This window comes from Streptomyces aquilus (genome assembly GCF_003955715.1).
GTDB classification, from domain to species: Bacteria; Actinomycetota; Actinomycetes; order Streptomycetales; family Streptomycetaceae; genus Streptomyces; species Streptomyces aquilus.
In genome coordinates this window covers 7,464,433-7,484,292 of record NZ_CP034463.1, presented here as the reverse complement: position 1 = coordinate 7,484,292, position 19,860 = coordinate 7,464,433, and the positions used below count along the sequence as shown (strand labels likewise).

The window sequence follows — 19,860 nt, the reverse complement described above, 5'->3', positions numbered from 1 at the left end:
CCGGTGCTACTCGATCGTATGTACCCGATCCCGGGCGACCCCACCACCCCTGGCGCGCGGCCGGACAGCCGAAGTTGACACGATCGGCCATGGTAAGGAGGAGACCGGCACCCCGGAACCGCACCGGACAGGGTGCGGCAAGTCCATGTCGAAGCGCTTCGACAACCTATGGACACCTACCCCGGGTACAGCTAGTGTCGGACCAATCTCACCCGCCCATATTCACCCCGCGCACTGTCGAAGCGCTTCACAAAGCTTGGAGAGCTGGATGGTCACCCTCGCCGAGGTCGCCCAGCACGCCGGAGTCTCGGCGAGCACGGTGAGCTATGTCCTCAGTGGCAAGCGGTCCATCTCCACGACCACCCGGCAGCGGGTCGAGCAGAGCATCCGCGAGCTCGGCTACCACCCGAACGCGGGCGCCCGCGCCCTGGCCAGCAACAGGTCCAACATCATCGCGCTGATGGTGCCGCTGCGGACGGACATGTACGTGCCGGTGATGATGGAGATCGCCATCGCCGTCGCCACCACCGCCCGCACGCACGGGTACGACGTACTGCTGCTGACCGGTGAGGAGGGCCCGGACGCGGTGCGCCGCGTCACCGGCAGCGGGCTCGCCGACGCGATGATCCTGATGGACGTCGAACTCGACGACGAGCGGCTGCCGTTGCTGCGCGGCACCGACCAGCCGTCCGTCCTCATCGGCCTGCCCGCCGACACCTCCGGGCTGACCTGCGTCGACCTCGACTTCCGGGCGACCGGCGCGCTGTGTGTCGAGCACCTCGCGATGCTCGGCCACCGCGACATCGCTGTCATCGGCGAGGCCCCCGCGGTCTACGAACGCCACACCGGTTTCGCCGAGCGCACCCTCGACGGACTGCGGTCGCGGGCCCAGGAGTTGGGCGTACGGCTGCTGCACCGGCCGTGCGAGGGCGGATACGACGCGATGGCCGTGACGCTCGCCCGCATCCTCGACGAGCGCCCCGGCACCACCGGGTTCGTCGTGCAGAACGAGTCGGCCGTCGAGCCGCTGCTCGCCCTGCTGCGCCAGCAGGGCCGCGCCGTCCCGGAGGACGTGTCGGTCGTGGCGATCTGTCCCGACCAGGTCGCCACCCAGGCCTCGGTGCGGCTGACCTCGGTCGCCATCCCCGCGCAGGAGATGGGCCGCAACGCCGTGGAGCGGCTGGTGGCCAAGCTCGACGGCCGCGGCAGCGACGAAGTCGTCCTGATCACCCCTGAGTTGACGGTCCGGGCGAGCACGGGCCCGGTACCGGCGTAGCACCTCTTGCGTTCGCCCCTGCCGGGGCACCCCCATGTCTGCCACTCCGCCAGGAGTTTCGGAGCCCAGGAGCGCCTCAAGTGACTCAGCCTGCCGAAAACCAGCCCCCGACCGGCGCGGTGAGCCTCGCGCAGTCGTCCCCGACCGTCGGCACGTTCCGTGAGCGGGACGGCGCGCTGGAGTGGAGCGGCCGCCAGGAGACCGTACGGATCGAGCCCTGGGGCCCGGACGCGGTCCGGGTCCGGACCCGGCTCGGCGGGCCGATCCTGGAGGGGCTGCCGGGCGCGCTGCTCGACGACGCCCCCGCCACCTCCTCCACCGTCAAGATCGAGGACGAGCAGGGGCGGTTGACGGTCGGCGCGCTCACCGTCGAGGTCAGTGCCGAGGGCCTGATCCGCTTCCTGCGCACCGAGGACTCGGCCGAGCTGCTCGCCGAGGCCCGCGCCCACTTCTGGTGGCCGGGCTCACGCCTCTACACCGCCGTCGGCAACGGCCACCACCGTCTGGAGCAGCGGTTCGCCGCCTACGACGACGAGAAGCTGTACGGCCTCGGCCAGCACCAGCACGGCCGCTTCGACCAGAAGGGCCTGGTCGTGGACCTGGTCCAGCGCAACGCCGAGGTCGGCATCCCGGTGCTCACGTCCAGCCGGGGCTACACCCTGCTGTGGAACAACCCGGCGATCGGCCGGGTGGAGCTGGCCCACAACGGCACCCGCTGGGTGGCCGACTCGGCCCGGCAGATCGACTACTGGATCACGGCCGGCACCCCGGCCGACGGGCAGCGCCGCTACTCCGCCGTCACCGGCCGCACCCCGATGCTGCCGGAGTGGGCGGCGGGCTTCTGGCAGTGCAAGCTGCGCTACCGCACCCAGGACGAACTCCTGGGCGTGGCACGGGAGTACAAGCGGCGCGGGCTGCCGATCTCCGCGATCGTGTGCGACTTCTTCCACTGGACCCACCTCGGCGAGTGGAAGTTCGACCCGGCGGAGTGGCCCGACCCGGCCGCGATGGTGCGGGAGTTGGCGGAGCTGGGCATCAAACTCGTCGTCTCCGTCTGGCCGTCGGTGTCGCCGCTGAGCGAGAACCACCCGGTGATGGAGCAGCGCGGCTACTTCATCGGCACGCAGTACGGGCCGATGGCCCACGCGGACTGGCCGGACAAGGAGGTGGCGTCGACGGTCCAGGTGGCCTTCTACGACGCCACCAACCCGGAGGCGCGTCAGTTCGTCTGGTCGAAGATCAAGGAGAACTACCTCGACCCGTACGGCATCACGGCCTTCTGGCTGGACGCCTGCGAGCCCGAGCTGAAGCCCGGTTTCGCGGAGAACCTGCGCTACTGGGCGGGCCCGGGCCTGGAGGTCGGCAACATCTACCCGGCGGACAACGCCCGCACCTTCCACGAGGGGCTGAGCGCCGAGGGCGAGGAGGTCATCACCCTCAACCGCTCGGCGTGGGCGGGCAGTCAGCGCTACGGCGCCGCCCTGTGGTCCGGTGACATCGGCACCGACTTCCCGACCCTGCGCCGCCAGATCGCGGCCGGCCTCAACACCGCGCTGTCCGGCATCCCCTGGTGGAACACCGACATCGGCGGCTTCCACGGCGGCGACCCGAGCGACCCGGCGTACCAGGAGGTCATGGTCCGCTGGTTCCAGTTCGGGGCGCTGTCCCCGCTGATGCGGCTGCACGGCTTCCGCGACCCGGGCATGCCGCTGGGCCCGGAGATGACCGGCGGCCCCAACGAGGTGTGGTCGTACGGCGAGCGGGCCGGGGCGGTGCTGGAGAAGTACCTGCGGCTGCGTGAGCGCCTGAAGCCCTACGTCCTGGACGTCATGCGCGAGGCCCACGAGGAGGGCCTGCCGCCCATGCGGCCGCTGTTCCTGGAGTTCCCGGACGACCCGGCGGCCTGGTCGGTGGACGACGCCTATCTCTTCGGCGCGGACCTGCTGGTGGCGCCGGTGCTGACGGCGGGCGCGACGGCCCGCACGACCTATCTCCCGGCGGGCGCGACGTGGACGGACGCGTGGACCGGCACGTCGTACGAGGGCGGCACGACCGTGACGGTCGACGCCCCGCTGGACCGCCTCCCGCTGTTCCTGCGGGACGGGGCGCGGCTTCCCGTAGCGGAGTAGCCGCGGATCAGCCTGCGGCCGGTCCCGATAGGGGAGGGACCGGCCGCACGCGCGTGTCAGCGACTTTGTGTCAGCGGCAGACGGAGGCGAGCGAGCGGACGAGCGCGGCGGTGTGCAGCAGGTCCGGGTGCTTCTCGTGGTGGACCTCGACCACGGCGAGGGCGAGGTCGGGGCGGCAGCCGGCCGAGGACCGCTCCGGGGTGGTGTCGGCCAGGGCGGTGACCAGGCCCGTGTTGATGCGGTTGATGGTCTGCCGTACGACGCCGAGGTCCGGCTTGGTCGTCGGTGCCTCGTCGGGGTGGGCTGTCCAGCGGCGGAACAGGGCGCGCTGGACGGTCTTGTTGGCCTCGATCTGGTCGCGGAAGACGGCCCGGATCTCGTCCGGATCGGCGCCGATCTGCTGGGCCTGGGCGGCGACGGTGTCGAGGACCTGCTGTTCGCGGGCGGGGTCGTCGATGGGGCTGTCGGTGCCCCACTTGGCGGCGGCCACGAGGTCGGCGGTGGCGAGGCGGTCGGCCGCCAGGGACGCGACGGGCAGCAGGCCCGGGGACGCGGGAGCCGCCGTCGCGCTGCCCGGGGAGGCGAGCAGCGCGGCGGCGGCGAGCGCGGTGGTGATGAGGGGGGTGGTGGTACGCATGGGTTCATATAACCCCGTGTCCCCACCCCGTTGGGTCAACTGCTGCTGACGGTCAGGTTGTTGGTTCGGAAATCAAGGCCGCCGGACGACGACGTGATCTCGTAGCCGAACTGGACGTCCCCGATGGTCTCGCTGCTGGACATCCAGCCCTTGGTGCCCGATATCCAGGTGAGGATCGGCTTGATGTCCACGGTGCCGGAGGTGGAGTCCGAGGTCCGCAGGAACGAGAAGACCTCGTTGGCGCCGTTGCTGCCCTTGTAGACGGTCCAGGTGTGGCCGCCGAGGGTGACGTTGCCCTGGGAGGTGCCGAGCGGGCCCACGGCTCCGTTGTAGTTGACCCAGAGCATGATCTCGTAGTCGTAGTCGGTGTCCCAGATGTCGTACGACGTGTTGTACGCGCCGGACGACGGGACGGTGACGTTGTAGCTGCTGGTGAGCGAACCGAGCGAGGAGATGGTCTTGTTGACCACCTTCTTGGCGTTCGGATAGGACTTGATGCCGCCGGTGTTGGGGTGGTTGGCCCAAACCCCCCAGTTGGTGCCGGAGTTGGCCCAGATGCACTGGCTGCCGGCGCCGGAGCCCCAGATGTTGTTGTAGAGCGTGTAGCCGTTCAGGCTGGTGCTGGCCCACTGGTCGCAGGAGTTCCACACGGCCGCCGAGGCGGGCGCGGAGGCGAGGCCGACGGTGGCGCCGAGGGCCATCGCCGGGGCCAGTACGGCCATGGTGACGTTGCGGAGCGTGCTCTTTGCCATGGTGTCCCTTCCATGGGTGGGGGGAAATGCGGGGTGGTTACCACGCCTCCAGACGCAGGACGTGGTCTTCTCCGGCGACGAGGTCGAGCGGCTCCGCGCCGGAGGAAGTCCGCAGTTCGACGCGGTGGGTGCGGGTGGGGCGCAGCACCGCGGTCGCTTGCCGTGGGGTCCAGGTGAGGTCGAGTGCGGCGCCGAACCGGGTGCGGACGCCGAGGAGTTGGCCGCTGGGGTACCGGTCGGGCAGCGCGGGCAGCAGGACCAGCCGGTCCGGGGTCGACTGCACGAGCATCTCGATGAGCACGGCGGGCAGGGTGTGGGCCGCGTCGGCGTTGTAGGTGCGGCGGTTCGGGTAGTGGGCGCTCATCAGCGAGGCGTGGAAGAAGTCGCCCTTGAGGACCTGGCCGAGGGCGTGCGCGACCCGTTCGCCGTCCCGCAGGCGGGCCGCGATCAGGGCGTGGTGGAGATGGCCGTGGGCGGAGTCGTTCTCGGCGCCGCGCAGTGCCAGGGCGCGGTGGGCGGCGTCGGCGAGGTCGGGTGTGTCGTAGGGGTTGATCTCGTCGAGGGGCCAGACGCCGTAGAGGTGGCTGAGGTGGCGGTGGTCGTAGGTGTCCTCCAGGCCCGGCCAGGCCCATTCGGCGAGGGCGCCGTCGTCGTTGGTCCGGTGCGGCGGGAGGCGGTCGGCGAGGGCGCGCAGGCGGTCCGCGTCCTCGGGGTGGTAGTCGGCGGCCGTGTGCAGGGCGTGCCGGGCGGCCGAGAGGTCCATCGCCGCGTTGATCGCGCCCCAACTGCCGCCTGCCGGACGGTTCTCGGGCGAGTAGGAGGGGACGACGACGAGGTGCCCGTCGGCGTCGGTGCGGGTGAGGAAGTCCTCGTAGAACAGGGCGAGTTCGGCGAGCGCGGCGGCGGTGCGCGGGTCGCGGGTGCCGGTGGTCTCGTCGTGGTCGACGAGCGGCTTGAGCAGCCAGTCGGCGCCCGCGGTCCACAGGTGCAGCGGGTATTCGCGCTCGAAGTGGTACGTCAGCCCGGACTCGCCGTCGCTGTGCGGCGGGGCGGCGATCCCGCGGGCGCCGAAGATCGTGCGGGCGTTGTCCCGCCAGTCGGCCAGCTGCCCCTGGATCAGGGCGGCGAGCGCCTCGGTGACCTCGGGGAGGGCGGCGGAGGCGGCGGAGGCGGTCTGGAGGTTGACGTTGGCGTCGTTGGTGAACGCGCCCGACCAGGCGGTGTTCCAGTCGCCGGTCCACAGGCCGGTGAGGCGGGGCGGGAAGAGGCCGCTCGCGGAGAGCAGGTGATAGCGGCCGGCGGCGAAGAGGCGCTCCATGAGCGCGGGGCTGTCGGGGTGTTCGAGCAGCTCCGAGCCGGCCAGGGCGCGTTCGGCGGGGTCGGCGTCCAGGTCGAGGGTGACGCGCTCGTAGGCGGTGCGGTGGAGCGGGGTGTGGCGGTCGAGGAGGGCGGCGTGGTCGAGGGGCAGATCGCGCAGGGCGCGGGCCTCCTCCATGACGTCCAGCTCGCCGGTGTGCCGGACCACGCGGGTCAGCAGCAGCACCGACTCCGCGCCGGCGATCCGCAGCCCGGGCGGCGTGAGCGTGGCGGTGCCGCCGGTGACCTGGACCAGGGTGACGCCGGTGTAGGCGCGGTCGCTGCCGGGGTAGTGGGCGCGCAGGGTGAGCAGGGCGCCCTCGGGGGTGAGGACGGCGCCCTGGCCGACGCCGAGGTCATCCGGGGCGCCGGGCAGCCGGTGGTCCAGGGAGATGTCGAGGTCGGCCGCGGTGACCCGCTGGACGATGACGTCGTCGGCGCGGGAGACGAAGACCTCGCTGTCCCAGCCCTCGTACCGGGTGCGGGTGACGCCGGTGGCGAAGTCGACGGACCGGCGGTAGCCGGCGGCGTCGCCGGTCGACGTCCCGCGCAGCCGGATCTGGAAGGCCGGGTGGAAGGGCTGTACCCACTGAAGGTCCCGGCCGTCCGTGAAGCGCTCGGCGGCGTCGAGCTCACCGGCGAGCAGCCGGTCCTGGAGGTCGGCGAGTCCGGCGGCCAGCTCCGGCGGGCGGGCGCGCTCGGAGCCGTTGGGGCGGACCAGGGTGTGATGGGTCACGACGACCCGCTCGTCGTTCGGCTCGCCGAACACAAGGGTGCCGTGACGGCCGTTGCCGCTCAGGAAGCCGTCCTCCCAGCGGGCGGCCGGTCGGGGTTCCCAGGTGCCGTGCACAAGGTTCATGGCTTCAGCACCGCCACTCCGTAGCGGCCGAGAGTGAGGTCGTCCGTGACGTTCATGCCGGTCAGCAGATCACGGAAGGCGCCCGGAACTCGAACGGTGACCGACTCGCGGACATGGTTGAGCACGAAGAGCAGCTCACCCCGCCGTACGGCCTCGACGCCCGCCGGCAGCCCCTCCAGCACCGGCCGCACGCCCGCCTCGGCCGCGCACTCGGCCAGCATCGCGCGCAGGTGGTCCGGCTCGGGCAGGGTGGCGAGATAGCGGGCCCGGCCCTTGCGCAGCACGGCGGGCAGCCCGTCGAGCTCTCCGCCCTTGAAGGCGGCGGCCACGAGCGTCTCCTCGTCCGCCTCGATCTCCTCCGACCACAGGGTGCCGCGGAACCCGTCGCACTCCACGGTCTCCCCCGCGTCCAGCGGCCACCACTCGTGCAGGGTGCGGATGCCGAACAGCTCCCGCAGGCGTACGTCCATGCCGCCGGGCCTGATCCGGTCGTCCTGGTCGGCGACGCCGGTGAGGAAGCCGGAGACGAGGGTGCCGCCCCGGCGGACGTAGGAGAGGAGGTTCTCGATCGCCGCGTCGGTGAGGGCGTACAGCTGCGGGACGACGACGAGCCGGTATCCGCTCAGGTCGTGTTCGGGGTGGGCGAAGTCCGTGGCGAGGTGGGCCTCCCAGAGGGCCCGGTGCCAGGCGGTCAGGACCTGCGGATAGTCGACCTCACCGGAGAGCCGGCCCTCGTGGTCCCCGGCCCACCAGGAGTGCCAGTCGTGCAGGACGGCGATGTCGTGGGACGTGTGACCGCCGACGACCTCGCCGCCGATCCGGCCGAGTTCCGCGCCGAGCCGCTTGACCTCCTGGTACGTCCGCCCCCGCTCCCCCGCGTGGCTGACCATCCCGGAGTGGAACTTCTCGGCGCCCTGGCGGGACTGCCGCCACTGGAAGTAGCAGATGGCGTCGGCGCCGCGGGCGACGGACTGGAGCGACCAGAGCCGGTTGAGGCCGGCCGGCTTGGGATGGTTCACGCCCCGCCAGTTGACGGGCCCGGCCGCCTGCTCCATCAGCATCCAGGGACCGCGGGCCTGCGAGCGGGTCATGTCCTGGAGGAGGGCCGCGTGCTGGGCGCCCATCGGGTCCCGCGGGTCGGGATAGAGGTCGACGGAGACGACGTCCTCCTCCTCGGCCCAGCGCCAGGCGTCCTGGCCGACCCACAGGGGCATGAAGTTGGTGGTGACCGGGAGGTGCGGGGTGTGGCGCCGCACGATGTCCCGTTCGGCGAGGTAGCACTCCAGCAGCATGTCGGAGGTGAACCGCCTGAAGTCGAGCATCTGGGTGGGGTTCTTCATGTAGTGGGCGTGGCGCGGGGTGTGCACCTCGGCCCAGTCGCCGTAGCCCTGGCTCCAGAAGGCGGTGCCCCAGGCGGAGTTGAGGGCGCCGAGCGTGCCGTAGCGCCGCTGGAGCCAGAGCCGGAAGCGGGCGGCGGCCTCGTCGCTCCAGTCGAAGGTGCAGTACTCGTTGTTGATGTGCCACATCGTGAGGGCGGGGTGGCCGCCGTAGTGGGCGGCGAGGTCCTCGGTGATGGCGGCGGCGTAGCGCCGGTAGACGGCGCTGGAGTGCGAGAAGTGCTGGCGGCCGCCCCACCACTCGGTGCGGCCGTCCTGGTCCACGGGCAGGGTGTCGGGGTGCAGATGGCCCATCCAGGGCGGCGGCGAGGCGGTCGGGGTGGCGAGGACGACGCCGATGCCGGCCTCGTGCATCAGGTCCATGACCCGGTCGAGCCAGCCGAAGTCCCGTTCCCCGGGCCGGGGTTCGAGCTTCGCCCAGGAGAAGACGCCGAGCGTGACGGAGTTGACGCCGGCGTCCTTCATCAGCCGGACGTCCTCGTGCCAGGTCTCCTCGGGCCACTGCTCGGGGTTGTAGTCGCCGCCGAAGAGAAGGCGGCCGCGGGTGACGTCACCGAGCCCCGGCATCACACCGGCTCCCCGTACTGGATGCCGCGCCCGTTGGTGGCGAGATAGACCCGCCCGTACACCCGGGGGTCACCGGCGATCGCCTCACCGGTCCAGCCCCACTGGTGCCGGTCGTCGTTGATCCGCACCCAGGACTTCGCCTCGTCGTCGGAGCGGTGCACGGCGTTGACCGAGTCGGTGGCGCCGACCAGGTAGACCGCCGGGTAGGCGGCCCCGTCGGCGGCCTTGCCGAAGCCGAGGGTGTACGCGGCCCGGCAGCCGGCCACCTTGGCGAAGCCGATGCCCCCGTCGGTGGACCGGTACAGCCCGTTCTCCTTCACGCTCAGCCACAGGTCGCCGCTGCGTCCGGGCGCCGCGACGAGCTCGAACTGGGTGTCGCCGGAGGGCAGTCCGGCCGCCCGCGCGGTGAAGGTGCGGCCGCTGTCAGTGCTGGCCAGTAGCGTTCCTGTGGCGGTGTCGTACGCGTAGAAGCGCGTCGGGTCGGCCGGGTCGGCGACCGGCGTGGCGCCCTTCGGGAAGGAGGGGACCTCGGTCCAGGTGGCCCCGTTGTCGGTGGAGCGGTACGCGGGGTATGTGGTGCCGTCCCAGTGCACGAAGACCCACAGCAGGACAGAGCCGTCGGCGGTGACGGCGATCGGCCCGGGTGCGTCCTTGGCGAGGGCGGGCTGGGCCGCGAAGGGCGCCCAGGTCTGCCCGCCGTCGTTCGAGTAGGCCCCGTTGCCGTGGTCGCCCCACCCGGTGCGCACGACGTACGCCGGCTTCGCCGCGGCCTGCGCGAGTCCCGTCGCCGTCCCGAACACGGGGTTCGACGCCATGCCGCGCGAGGGGGACGCGGTGAGCTTCTCGTGGTACATCACGCCGATGTCCCCGCACCCGCTGAGCAGCTGCGCCTTCCCGGCCGGGGGCGAGATCAGCAGCCGCGCGGAGGCCTCCTCGATCCCGCGGATCTGCGGGGCCCAGTGCTTCAGGTCCCGGGTGCCGTAGAGGGTGGCGCCGGTGCCGTAGACGACATGCCGGGAGTCGTACGGGTCGAGCGCGAGCGCCTGGATCCACCAGCCGAACTTGGGCGCGTCGGCGCCCCACTTGAGATAGGGCGTCTCGGAGACGTCGAGAACGGCGGAGTCCTTGAGCGAGGTCCAGGAGCGACCGCCGTCGGTGGACCGGAAGACGGTGTCGACGAGGGACCACCGGTTGTTGGTGGACACGACGAGGGTGCCCGGCCGCCGGGCGTCGACGGCGACCCCGCCGTACCCGAAGGAGTCGGTGTCGCCGTCGTCGGTCGTCCCGCCGGGCTGCACCGGCGTGACCTCGCGCCACTTCCCGTCGGCGGTGCACAGCGCGTGCACACTGCCGTCCGACTGCCCGTTGGGCCCGGGGGCGTTGGCGTACGTCAGATACAGCTCGCGGGTGTGCCTGTCGTAGGCGGCCCGGATCGGCACCTTGGCGGCGACGCCCGCGGGCTGCCCGGGCACGGCCTCCCACGTGACCCCGTCCACGGTCCGGAACAGGCTGGCGGCGGTCCCGTCGGAGTCGCCCCAGCCGGCGTAGAGGGTGCGCCCGGCGGCGACGAGCAGGGTGACGCCCTGCCCCGAGGCGCTCGGGGTGCCCGGGAACCCGGTGGCGGCGGCCCAAGTGGCGCCTCTGTCGGTCGACTTGAGAAGCCCGTCGTGTCTGGTCCCGAGCCAGAGGGTGTCACTGTCCCGGGGATCGACGAGCAGCCGCTCCCCGGCCCCTCGCCCGTCCTCGTTGGCCCCGAGCTTCACGGTGAGATCGGTACGCCTCCAGGTGGCGCCCCGGTCGTCGGACCGCAGCACGGCCCCGTTGGACGCCCAGGACTGGGCGTAGGTGCCGAGGGCGAGGTAGAGCCGGTTCGGATGAGCGGGGTCGACCGCCATCGCCTCGACACCGAGGAGGTTCCAGTCGTCCCACCCGAGGTGATCGATGAGCGGCGTCCAGCGGCCGGCGGAGTCGTCCCAGCGGTAGGCACCCCCGATGTCCGTACGGGCGTAGGCGAGCCCGCGGACGGAGGGGTGGAAAAGGACACCGGTGACGAATCCGGTACCGCCTTGGACAACGTTGCGCCAGCGGTAGGTGGTAACACCTTCGGCAGCCTGCGCACCCCCTTGGAGAGACGGCACGGCAGTGAGCGCGGCAGCAGCCGCAGCCCCGGAAAGAACGGCCCGACGGCTCAGACGGGTCGTACGCATGACATACCTCGTTCTGTAGAAGGAGGGTCAGGGAGACGCCCTTCAGGGGCGCGGGGAACCGCGCGACCAGCCACGACGAAACCCGCAGCCGCCAACCGGTCAACACACCCCACCCCGTAGGCGTCCCGTCAGCCCTTCACCGCGCCGGTCAACATGCCCTTCTTGAAATGCCGCTGCACGAACGGCGACAGCACCGCCACCGGCAGCAACGCCATCACCATGACCGCCATCTGGACGGCCAGCCCCGACAGCTGCCCCGTCTTGATGGCCTGGCCCAGACCGACCGGCGCCTCCTGGCGCTGCACCAGCTGGATCATGACGTTCTGGAGCGGCATCATGTCCTGCTGGTTCAGGTACAGCGACGCGTTGAACCAGGCGCTCCAGTACCCGACGGCGTAGAACAGCGTGATCACCGCGAGGACCGCCCGCGACAGCGGCATGACGATCCGCAGCAGGATCCTGATGTCCCCGGCGCCGTCGATGCGCGCGCTGTCGATGAGTTCCTGCGAGATCCCCATGAAGAAGCCGCGCAGCACCAGGATGTTGAAGACGCTGATCGCGCTCGGAAGGATCAGCGCGAGATAGCTGTCGGTCAGGCCGAGGGACTGCACCAGCAGATAGGTGGGGATGAGGCCGGCGCTGAAGAACATGGTCGCCAGCAGCGTCATCAGGATCCAGCGGTGGCCGAGGGTCCCGCTGCGGGAGAGGCCGTAGGCGCACAGGACGGACACCGTCATCGAGAACAGCGTGCCGAACAGGGTGACGAAGATGCTGACCAGGGCGGCGCGGGTGACCTGGCCGCCGCTGAGCAGCTCCTGGTAGGCGATGAAGGTGACGTCCTTGGGCACCAGCACCAGGCCGCCCGCCTCGTTGATGGTCCTGCGCGAGGACAGGCTGGTGACGACCACGATCCACAGCGGGAAGAGGATCGCCAGGCAGGCGAAGGACAGGGCGATGCCCTTGGCCGCGAGGCCGGCCCTGGAGGGCTCCTCCTCCCAGGTGGGCCGGGGCGGGGCGGCCCAGCGGCGCGGTGTGCCGGCCGGTTTGTCGATGACGGCGGTCACTTCTGGTACACCCCCTGCTCGCCCATGAGATGGGCCACCTTGTTCGCGGCGAGGACCAGCCCGATGCTGACCACGCCCTTGACCAGGCCCGCGGCGGCCGCGTAGCCGAAGTCCTGGTTGCGGACGCCGTTCCACCACACGAAGGTGTCGAGGACCTCTCCGGCGCCCGGTCCGACGCCGTCGCGTTGCAGCAGGATCTGCTCGAAGCCGACGGTCAGGGCGTCGCCGACGCGCAGCACCAGCAGCAGGGCGATCACCGGCCGCAGGGCGGGCAGCGTGATGTGCCACATGCGGCGCCAGCGTCCGGCGCCGTCCATCGCGGCGGCCTCGTACAGGTCCGGGCTGACCGAGGCGAGCGCGGCGAGGAAGACGATGATCCCCCACCCGGCGTCCTTCCACACGCTCTGGGCGGTGAGCAGGAAGGGGAAGGTGTCCGGGTTGGTCATGATGTTCAGGCCGTCGTGGCCGTTCTGCCGCAGCAGCTGGGAGAGCATTCCCGCGCCGCCGAACATCTGCTGGAAGACGGCGATGACCAGCACCCAGGAGAAGAAGTGCGGCAGGTACAGGACGGCCTGCGCCACGGCCCGCACCCGGGGCCTGACCACGCTGTTGATGAGCAGCGCGAGCAGGACCGGGATCGGGAAGAACAGCAGGAGCTGCACGAAGAACAGCACCAGCGTGTTCTCGACGGCGTTCCAGAACGCGGAGTCCTCGAACATCCGCTGGAAGTTCTCCAGGCCCACGAAGGGGCTGTGCAGGATGGAGACGATGCCGTTGTCGCTGATGTACGGGTCGTAGTCCTGGAAGGCGACGATGTTGCCGAGGATGGGCAGGTAGTTGAAGACCAGGAGGAGCAGGATGGCCGGCAGCGTCATGAGGATCAGGACGCGGTCGCGTCGGAACCTCTGCCGCAGGCTCAGTCTGCCCGTGACTCGTTTCTCCCGGGGGCCGGCGGCGTCGCCGGACGCCGCCGCGGTCTTCACCGGTGTGCTGGCCTCGGCGCTGCTCCGAGGCACCGTGCTGTGCGACACGGTCGATCTCCTTGCCTCAGAGTGGGGTCAGCCCGCCGCGGAACCGTTCTCGTCGAGCAGCTTCTTGTACCAGTCGCGCAGCTTGTCGCCGCCCTTGCTCTTCCAGTCGGAGATGGCCTGCTGCATGTCGCTGATCTTCTTGTGCCCGCGGATGATGTCGTCCTCGAGCTGCTCGAAGTCGGTGGCGAGGTTGGTGTAGCGGGAGGGCTCGGTGATCTGGAGGCCCCAGAACGAGGACTTCTTGGTGAAGGCGCCCATCCGCTGCTGCCACTCGACCATGGCCCGGGTGTAGTCCGGGAGGTCCGGGTGGGCGATGGTCGCCGCGGGGCTCGCGACCATGACGTAGGCGTTGATGACCTCGTTGTTGCCCTTGTCGGTCTTGACCGGCACGCCGTCCTTGAGCGTGTAGTGGGTGCCCTCGACACCGTAGTTGGTCATCATCCACTCCTTGGTGCCGTACGGCGCCGCGGTGACGTTGGCGACCGCCAGCGCGTCGCGGATGACGGACTCGGAGGCCTTCTTGTTGATGAAGGCGAAGATGTTGGCCGGCATCGTGGCGTACAGCGTCGGGTTCCCGCCGTCGTGGCCCCAGATGTCCATGCCCCAGACCTTGACGTCGGGGTTCTGGGTCGCCAACGAGGCCTGCTGCCCGTACCAGTTGGAGATGTCGTTGTTCCAGATCAGGAACTCGCCGGCGGCGAACATGGGGGCCGGGTCGCCGATCTGGCCCTTGCCCAGCTCGAAGTTGGGGTGGACGACCTTGGCGGCGAACAGCTTCCGCGTCCACTCGATGGCTTCCAGGTACTGCGGGGTCTCGATGCGGTTGATGAGCTTGCCGTCGACGAGGTTCCACCACAGCGGCTTCTCACCGCCCCCGAGCACCCCGAAGTTGCTGAACGCGGTCCACTTCATGTCGCCGCAGGCCCACCGCTTGGCCCGGGCGTTGGTGATGTCCTTGCACAGGGCCATGAAATCGTCGGCGGACCGCGGGATTTCGTAGCCCTCCTTCTCGAAGATGTCCTGGCGGTAGAGCGGCACGATGTTGCCGACGTACCCGGCGGGCATCGGCAGGCCCCGCAGCTTGCCGCCGAAGATGGAGCGCTGCCAGGCGTCGCTGGGGATCGCCGCGAGGTTGGGGTACTCCTTGATCTTGTCCCCGGACAGGTACGGGCCGAGATCGGCGAACTTGCTGATGATGGCGCTCGGTATCTTGCCCATCATGTTCCAGCCGGGGACGACCACCATGTCCGGGACGTCGCTGGAGGCGAGGACCGCGCCGAGTTTCTGGTCGTAGGTGTTGCCGTCCTGGTTGCGCCACTCGACGTCGACGCCGATCAGGTCGTTCATCGACGTGTAGTAGGGGTTGCCCTGCTTGGGCGGCGAGCCCCAGAACGGCGACATGACGGTGACCTTGCCGCCCTTGCCGAGCTTCTTGGGGACCGAGGTCTTGAGGCCGGCGACGTCGAGCTTGGACGTGAAGCCCATCGCCGAGCCGTTCTTGGACGGGATGTCCGGCTGCACGACGTTGCTGGCCACGTACGCCGGGAGGATCTTCTTGGCGTTCTTGCCCGAGGTGGTGCCCTCGCGCGAGCCACCCTCCGAACCGCCGCAGGCGGCGAGGAGCGGCATCCCCCCGGCCACCGCTGCGGTGGCGACCGCCGTGGAGGCGAGGAAGCTTCTCCGGCTTGACCCGGAGGAGGCAGAAGTGGCGTTCGGCGTCATTGCGTCAACCCTTCGTGGCGCACCAGGACACCCGGCGGTGGGCCGTCGGCTGCGGTGTCTTCGGTGGAACTGGCTGAGCCGAAGCGTTCCTTCGACTTCTGTGGTCGCTGCGTAGTCGAAGCGCTTCGATGTTGCTGTGAGGTTAAGTGAAGCCCTGGGGGCGCACAAGGGTCGGTTCCAAGATTCCTGAGAGGTCGCGGAGCAGACCTTTTCTTATGCACCGCTTGAAGTAGCGCTGCCGGTCCCTTGACACCCGGCCCTGAGTCGAATCAGCATCGAAGCGCTTCGAAAGAGCTTCGATGCTCCACTCCAAGGGGAACCCCACGTGACCGCACAGACGCCGCCCACGCCGCCTTTCCGAGATCCGCAGCTGCCGATCGCGAAGCGCATCGACGATCTGCTGTCCCGGCTCACCCTGGACGAGAAGACCGCGTTCCTGCACCAGTTCACGCCCGCCGTGGAGCGCCTCGGCATCGCCGCGTTCCGCACCGGCCAGGAGGCACTGCACGGCGTGGCCTGGATGGGCCCGGCGACGGTGTTCCCGCAGGCGGTCGGCCTCGGCGCGACCTGGAACACCGATCTCGTACGACGGGTCGGCGACGCGGTGTCGAAGGAGGTCCGCGCGATGCGGGCCCGCGACGACCGGGTGGGCCTCAACGTCTGGTCCCCGACCGTCAATCTCCTCCGCCACCCCCTGTGGGGCCGCAACGAGGAGGGCTACTCGGAGGACCCGAAGCTGACCTCCGCGATCGCCACCGCGTACACCCACGGCCTGCGCGGCGACCACCCCACGTACTGGCGCACGGCCCCCGTCCTCAAGCACTGGCTGGCCCACAACAACGAGACCGACCGGTCCACTTCGTCGAGTTCGGTGCGCCCGCGCGTGCTGCACGAGTACGACCTGCGCGCCTTCCGGGAGACGGTCGAGGCGGGCGCGGTGGCCGGCGTGATGCCCGCGTACAACCTGGTCAACGGCCGCCCCAACCACGTCAGTCCGTACCTGCGCGAGCAGCTGCGGGCCTGGACGGACGAGGACCTGCTGGTCTGCTCGGACGCGAGCGCGCCCTCCAACCTGGTCGATTCCGAGCACTACTTCGACACCCACGAGGAGGCCACGGCCGCCTCGCTGCTGGCCGGCGTCGACAGCTTCACCGACCACGGCACGGACAGCTCGCAGATGATCGAACGGATCAAGGGGGCTTACGAACAGGGCCTGTTGAGCGAGGCCGACATCGACATGGCGGTCCGCCGCCAGCTCTCGGTCCGGTTCCGGCTCGGCGAGTTCGACGGCTACGACGAGCCGGGCGCGTACGACACCCCCAGGCACCGCGCCCTCGCCCAGGAGGCGGCCGAGCAGGCGATCGTTCTCCTGCGCAACGACGGGGTGCTGCCGCTCGCGCCCGACATCCGCCTCGCCGTGGTCGGTCTGCTCGCCGACGAGTGCAAACTCGACTGGTACAGCGGCACGTTGATCCATCGCTCCACTCCGCTGGAGGGCCTGTACGAGCGGTTCGGCGCCGAGCGCGTGGAGTTCGCGGAGGGCGTGGACCGGGTCCTGCTCAAGACGTCGACCGGCGCCTTTGTCCACGTCCCGGCCGCGGACGCCGACGACGAGGTGCGCGGCGCCGAGGGCGCCCTCGACCCGGCGCTGCTCGCGGGCCGCACCGACCTGCCGCCGCTGACCACGGACGCGACCGGCACCGAACTCGCCCTCGTCGACTGGGGCGAGGACCTGCTGACCCTGCGCGCCCCCGACGGCCGCTATCTCTCGGTGGCCGAGGACGGCTACGTCCGCGCCGCCGCCGACCAGCCCGGGGGCTGGGTCGTCCAGGAGACGTTCCGGCTCGAACCCCATGAGAACGGACACCTCCTCCGGCATGTCGGCACGGGTCGCCACGTCTCTGTTGCCGCCGACGGAGTAAAGGTTGCCGATGAGAACGCGGAAATCTCCGAGCCGCCGGAGATCTTCGAGCTGATCGTCGTCGAGCGGGGTGCGGACGCGGTGGCCCGGGTCGCCGCCGAGGCCGACGTGGTCCTCGTGGTCGCGGGCAACGACCCGCATCTCAACGGCCGTGAGACCGAGGACCGTACGACCCTCGCGCTCCCCGCCCACCAGGAGCGGCTGCTGCGCGCCGCCCGCACCGCCAACCCGAACACGGTGCTGACCCTGGTCTCCGCCTACCCGTACGCCGTCGACACCGGCTCACTGCGCGCCGCGCTCTGGACGGCCCACGCCGGCCAGGCCGCGGGCACCGCCCTGGCCCGGGTCCTCGCCGGCGACGTCTCCCCCGCGGGCCGCCTCCCGCAGACCTGGTACGCGGACGACGCCGACCTGCCGGACCTGCTCGACTACGACGTGATCGGCGGCCGGCAGACGTACCTGTACTTCGAGGGCACCCCCCTGTTCCCGTTCGGCCACGGGCTGTCGTACGCGTCGTTCGCGTACGCGGATCTGAACTCCCGTGCGGGGGAAGCGGCGTTGCACGTGTCCTTCACGGTCACGAACACCGGTGACGTGACCGCCGACGAGGTCGCCCAGCTCTACACCCGGGCCGCGGACCCGTCCGTGCCGCGCCCTCGTCGCGCGCTGGCCGCGCACCGCCGGGTGACGCTGACGCCGGGCGAGACGGTGACCCTGGAGTTCGAAGTCCCCCTGTCGGAGCTGGAGTTCTGGGACGTGGCCCAGGGCCGCGCACGTCTCGAACCCGGGCCGTACGAGCTGCTGGTGGGCGCGTCGAGCGAGGACATCAGGCTGCGGACGACGGTCGTCCTGGACGGCGAGCCGGGCGGCCCGCGTCCGGTGACCGAACGCGGCCTGGACGGGGCGGACTTCGACGAGCAGAGCGGCGCCGAGATCGTCGACCGTACGAAGACGGCGGGCGACGCGGTGACCCCGGCGCCGGGCCGGACGGCCGAACTGCTCTACCGCGCCTGCGACTTCGGGCCGGGCGTCACGGAGGTGACGGTGAGCGTGGCGGGCGAGGGCACGGTGGAGGTGTCGCTGGACGGCGGCGCGACCTCGGTCGCGCTCTCGCCGAAGGCGCCCACGTCAGGACCGTACGACTACGTGACGCTCACGGCGGAGCTGACCGCCTCCGGTGTGCACGACGTCCGTCTCAGGCTGCGCGGCCCGTTGCGGCTCGCGCGGGTCGGCTTCTCCGGTTGAGGGTCCGGAGAAGCCCGGCACGGAGAAGGGGCCCGGCACCGGAAGGCATCGGTGCCGGGCCCCTTTCCCGGAGCCTATCTGAAAATGGTTCCCATTAGCTAGAGGGGTCTCAGAGCGCGAGGCCGGTGAGCACCAGCACCCGCTCGTAGGTGTAGTCGTCCATCGCGAACTTCACGCCCTCGCGGCCCACACCGGACTGCTTGGCGCCGCCGTACGGCATCTGGTCGGCGCGGTAGGAGGGCACGTCGCCGATCACGACGCCGCCGACCTCAAGGGCGCGGTGGGCGCGGAAGGCGGCCTGGAGGTCGTGGGTGAACACGCCCGCCTGGAGGCCGTACTTGGAGTCGTTGACGGCCGCGAACGCCGCGTCCTCGCCGTCCACCTTCTGCACGGTGAGGACGGGTCCGAAGACCTCCTCGCAGGAGATCGTCGTGTCGGCCGGCACGTCGGCGAGGACCGTCGGCGCGTAGGAGGCGCCGTCGCGGTCGCCGCCGGTGAGCAGGGTGGCGCCGGCCTCGACGGCCTCCTTCACCCACGCCTCGACGCGCTTGGCGGCGTCCTCGCTGACCAGCGGGCCGACGTCGGTCTTGTCGTCGCTCGGGTCACCGGTGACCTGGGCCTCGACGGCGGCGACGATACGCGGCAGCAGCCGGTCGTGGACGGACGCGTCGACGATGACCCGCTGCACCGAGATGCAGGACTGGCCGCCCTGGTAGTTGGAGAAGGTGGCGATACGGGTGGCGGCCCAGTCGAGGTCCGCGTCGGAGGCGAAGTCACCGAGGACGACGGCCGCGCCGTTGCCGCCCAGCTCCAGGGTGCAGTGCTTGCGCGGCACCGAGTCCATGATCGCGTAGCCGACCTTCTCGGAGCCGGTGAAGGAGATGACCGGCAGGCGCTCGTCCTGGACGAGGGCCGGCATCCGGTCGTTCGGCACCGGGAGGATGCTCCAGGACCCGGCCGGCAGCTCGGTCTCGGCGAGCAGGTCGCCGATGATCAGGCCGGAGAGCGGGGTGGCCGGGGCGGGCTTGAGGATGATCGGCGCACCGGCCGCGATCGCCGGGGCGATCTTGTGGGCGCACAGGTTCAGCGGGAAGTTGAAGGGCGCGATGCCGAGGACGACGCCCTTCGGGAAGCGCCGGGTGAGCGCGAGCCGGCCCTGACCGCCGAGGTCGGTGTCGAGGCGCTGGGCCTCGCCGCCGTTGAAGCGCCGGGCCTCCTCGGCCGCGAACCGGAACACGGACACGGCCCGGCCGACCTCGCCGCGGGCCCACTTGATCGGCTTGCCGTTCTCCGCGGAGATGAGCTGCGCGATCTCCTCGGTGCGCTCGACGAGCCGCCGGCTGACGTGGTCGAGGGCGGCGGCGCGGACGTGCGCCGGGGTGGCGGCGAACTCGTCCCGTACGGCGTACGCGGCGGCGACGGCCTCCTCGGTCTGCGCGTCGCTCGGCACGCTCACCGTGCCGACGACCCGGCCGTCCCAGGGCGAGGTGACGTCGAAGCTGTCCTCGCCGGTGACCTGGCGGCCGGCGAGCCAGAAGGCGGTGGTGGAAGTCATGTGCGAGTCCGGCCCTTCGCTGTCGGGGGTGTGTACGCGGCTTGCGCCTCCACGGTAGGGGCGAGGAGTCGACGGGGCGTTTGTCCGGGGTGGAGTGGTGGGGGGTGAGGGTGTGCCGGTTTGGACAGAGCCCTGCCCGCCC

At 70.9% G+C, this 19,860-nt stretch carries 12 protein-coding genes; 3 read left to right on the top strand and 9 right to left on the bottom strand.

The window, feature by feature from the left end; translation table 11 throughout:
* The first annotated feature begins 268 nt into the window (after window positions 1-268).
* Together EJC51_RS34605 and EJC51_RS34600 are read left to right on the top strand one after the other, a co-directional pair.
* Complete coding sequence (locus EJC51_RS34605) at window positions 269-1,276, top strand: LacI family DNA-binding transcriptional regulator (RefSeq protein ID WP_126274648.1); 1,008 nt, start codon at window positions 269-271, stop codon at window positions 1,274-1,276.
* A gap of 80 nt (window positions 1,277-1,356) precedes the next feature.
* The gene (locus EJC51_RS34600) at window positions 1,357-3,405 is read left to right on the top strand and encodes a glycoside hydrolase family 31 protein (protein ID WP_126274647.1); all 2,049 of its coding nucleotides are present in this window, start codon (window positions 1,357-1,359) and stop codon (window positions 3,403-3,405) included.
* A 70-nt stretch (window positions 3,406-3,475) separates the two neighbouring features.
* On the opposite strand, the gene EJC51_RS34595 is transcribed toward EJC51_RS34600, so the two are convergent.
* The 8 genes from EJC51_RS34595 to EJC51_RS34560 all read right to left on the bottom strand — a co-directional run bounded on the left by EJC51_RS34595 (window position 3,476) and on the right by EJC51_RS34560 (window position 14,997).
* Entirely contained in the window at window positions 3,476-4,042 is a 567-nt protein-coding gene (locus tag EJC51_RS34595; RefSeq protein WP_126274646.1) for a chorismate mutase, read from the bottom strand.
* Between the two features lie 35 nt (window positions 4,043-4,077).
* Window positions 4,078-4,794 carry a glycoside hydrolase family 12 protein gene (locus tag EJC51_RS34590; RefSeq protein WP_126274645.1) on the bottom strand — a complete coding sequence of 239 codons (717 nt, stop codon included), beginning with the start codon at window positions 4,792-4,794 and terminating at the stop codon, window positions 4,078-4,080.
* Window positions 4,795-4,831: 37 nt separating this feature from the next.
* Window positions 4,832-7,009, bottom strand: coding sequence for a glycosyl hydrolase family 95 catalytic domain-containing protein (locus EJC51_RS34585; protein ID WP_126274644.1), 2,178 nt, complete (start codon window positions 7,007-7,009; stop codon window positions 4,832-4,834).
* Window positions 7,006-8,973, bottom strand: coding sequence for a beta-galactosidase (locus tag EJC51_RS34580; RefSeq protein ID WP_126274643.1), 1,968 nt, complete (start codon window positions 8,971-8,973; stop codon window positions 7,006-7,008). The genes EJC51_RS34585 and EJC51_RS34580 overlap by 4 nt, the downstream gene beginning before the upstream one ends.
* Complete coding sequence (locus tag EJC51_RS34575) at window positions 8,973-11,180, bottom strand: sialidase family protein (RefSeq protein WP_126274642.1); 2,208 nt, start codon at window positions 11,178-11,180, stop codon at window positions 8,973-8,975. The genes EJC51_RS34580 and EJC51_RS34575 overlap by 1 nt, the downstream gene beginning before the upstream one ends.
* Before the next feature lie 128 nt (window positions 11,181-11,308).
* Entirely contained in the window at window positions 11,309-12,244 is a 936-nt protein-coding gene (locus EJC51_RS34570) for a carbohydrate ABC transporter permease (RefSeq protein ID WP_126274641.1), read from the bottom strand.
* The gene (locus EJC51_RS34565; protein WP_126274640.1) at window positions 12,241-13,275 is read right to left on the bottom strand and encodes an ABC transporter permease; all 1,035 of its coding nucleotides are present in this window, start codon (window positions 13,273-13,275) and stop codon (window positions 12,241-12,243) included. The genes EJC51_RS34570 and EJC51_RS34565 overlap by 4 nt, the downstream gene beginning before the upstream one ends.
* Window positions 13,276-13,302: 27 nt before the next feature.
* Window positions 13,303-14,997 carry an extracellular solute-binding protein gene (locus EJC51_RS34560; RefSeq protein ID WP_126274639.1) on the bottom strand — a complete coding sequence of 565 codons (1,695 nt, stop codon included), beginning with the start codon at window positions 14,995-14,997 and terminating at the stop codon, window positions 13,303-13,305.
* A gap of 325 nt (window positions 14,998-15,322) precedes the next feature.
* Between EJC51_RS34560 and EJC51_RS34550 the strand changes: the two genes are divergently transcribed.
* On the top strand, window positions 15,323-18,163 hold the full coding sequence (locus tag EJC51_RS34550; RefSeq protein WP_126274638.1) for a glycoside hydrolase family 3 C-terminal domain-containing protein: 2,841 nt from the start codon (window positions 15,323-15,325) through the stop codon (window positions 18,161-18,163).
* Window positions 18,164-18,272: 109 nt separating this feature from the next.
* On the opposite strand, the gene EJC51_RS34545 is transcribed toward EJC51_RS34550, so the two are convergent.
* A complete protein-coding gene (locus EJC51_RS34545) occupies window positions 18,273-19,718 on the bottom strand; it encodes an aldehyde dehydrogenase family protein (protein WP_126274637.1) in 1,446 nt (481 codons plus the stop codon).
* Window positions 19,719-19,860 lie beyond the last annotated feature (142 nt).

Coding starts and splice junctions, on each gene's coding strand:
- EJC51_RS34560 (WP_126274639.1), bottom strand. CDS start 14,997: ATGACGCCGAACGCCACTTCTGCCTCCTCCGGGTCAAGCCGGAGAAGC.
- EJC51_RS34595 (WP_126274646.1), bottom strand. CDS start 4,042: ATGCGTACCACCACCCCCCTCATCACCACCGCGCTCGCCGCCGCCGCG.
- EJC51_RS34585 (WP_126274644.1), bottom strand. CDS start 7,009: ATGAACCTTGTGCACGGCACCTGGGAACCCCGACCGGCCGCCCGCTGG.
- EJC51_RS34590 (WP_126274645.1), bottom strand. CDS start 4,794: ATGGCAAAGAGCACGCTCCGCAACGTCACCATGGCCGTACTGGCCCCG.
- EJC51_RS34575 (WP_126274642.1), bottom strand. CDS start 11,180: ATGCGTACGACCCGTCTGAGCCGTCGGGCCGTTCTTTCCGGGGCTGCG.
- EJC51_RS34580 (WP_126274643.1), bottom strand. CDS start 8,973: ATGCCGGGGCTCGGTGACGTCACCCGCGGCCGCCTTCTCTTCGGCGGC.
- EJC51_RS34605 (WP_126274648.1), top strand. CDS start 269: ATGGTCACCCTCGCCGAGGTCGCCCAGCACGCCGGAGTCTCGGCGAGC.
- EJC51_RS34545 (WP_126274637.1), bottom strand. CDS start 19,718: ATGACTTCCACCACCGCCTTCTGGCTCGCCGGCCGCCAGGTCACCGGC.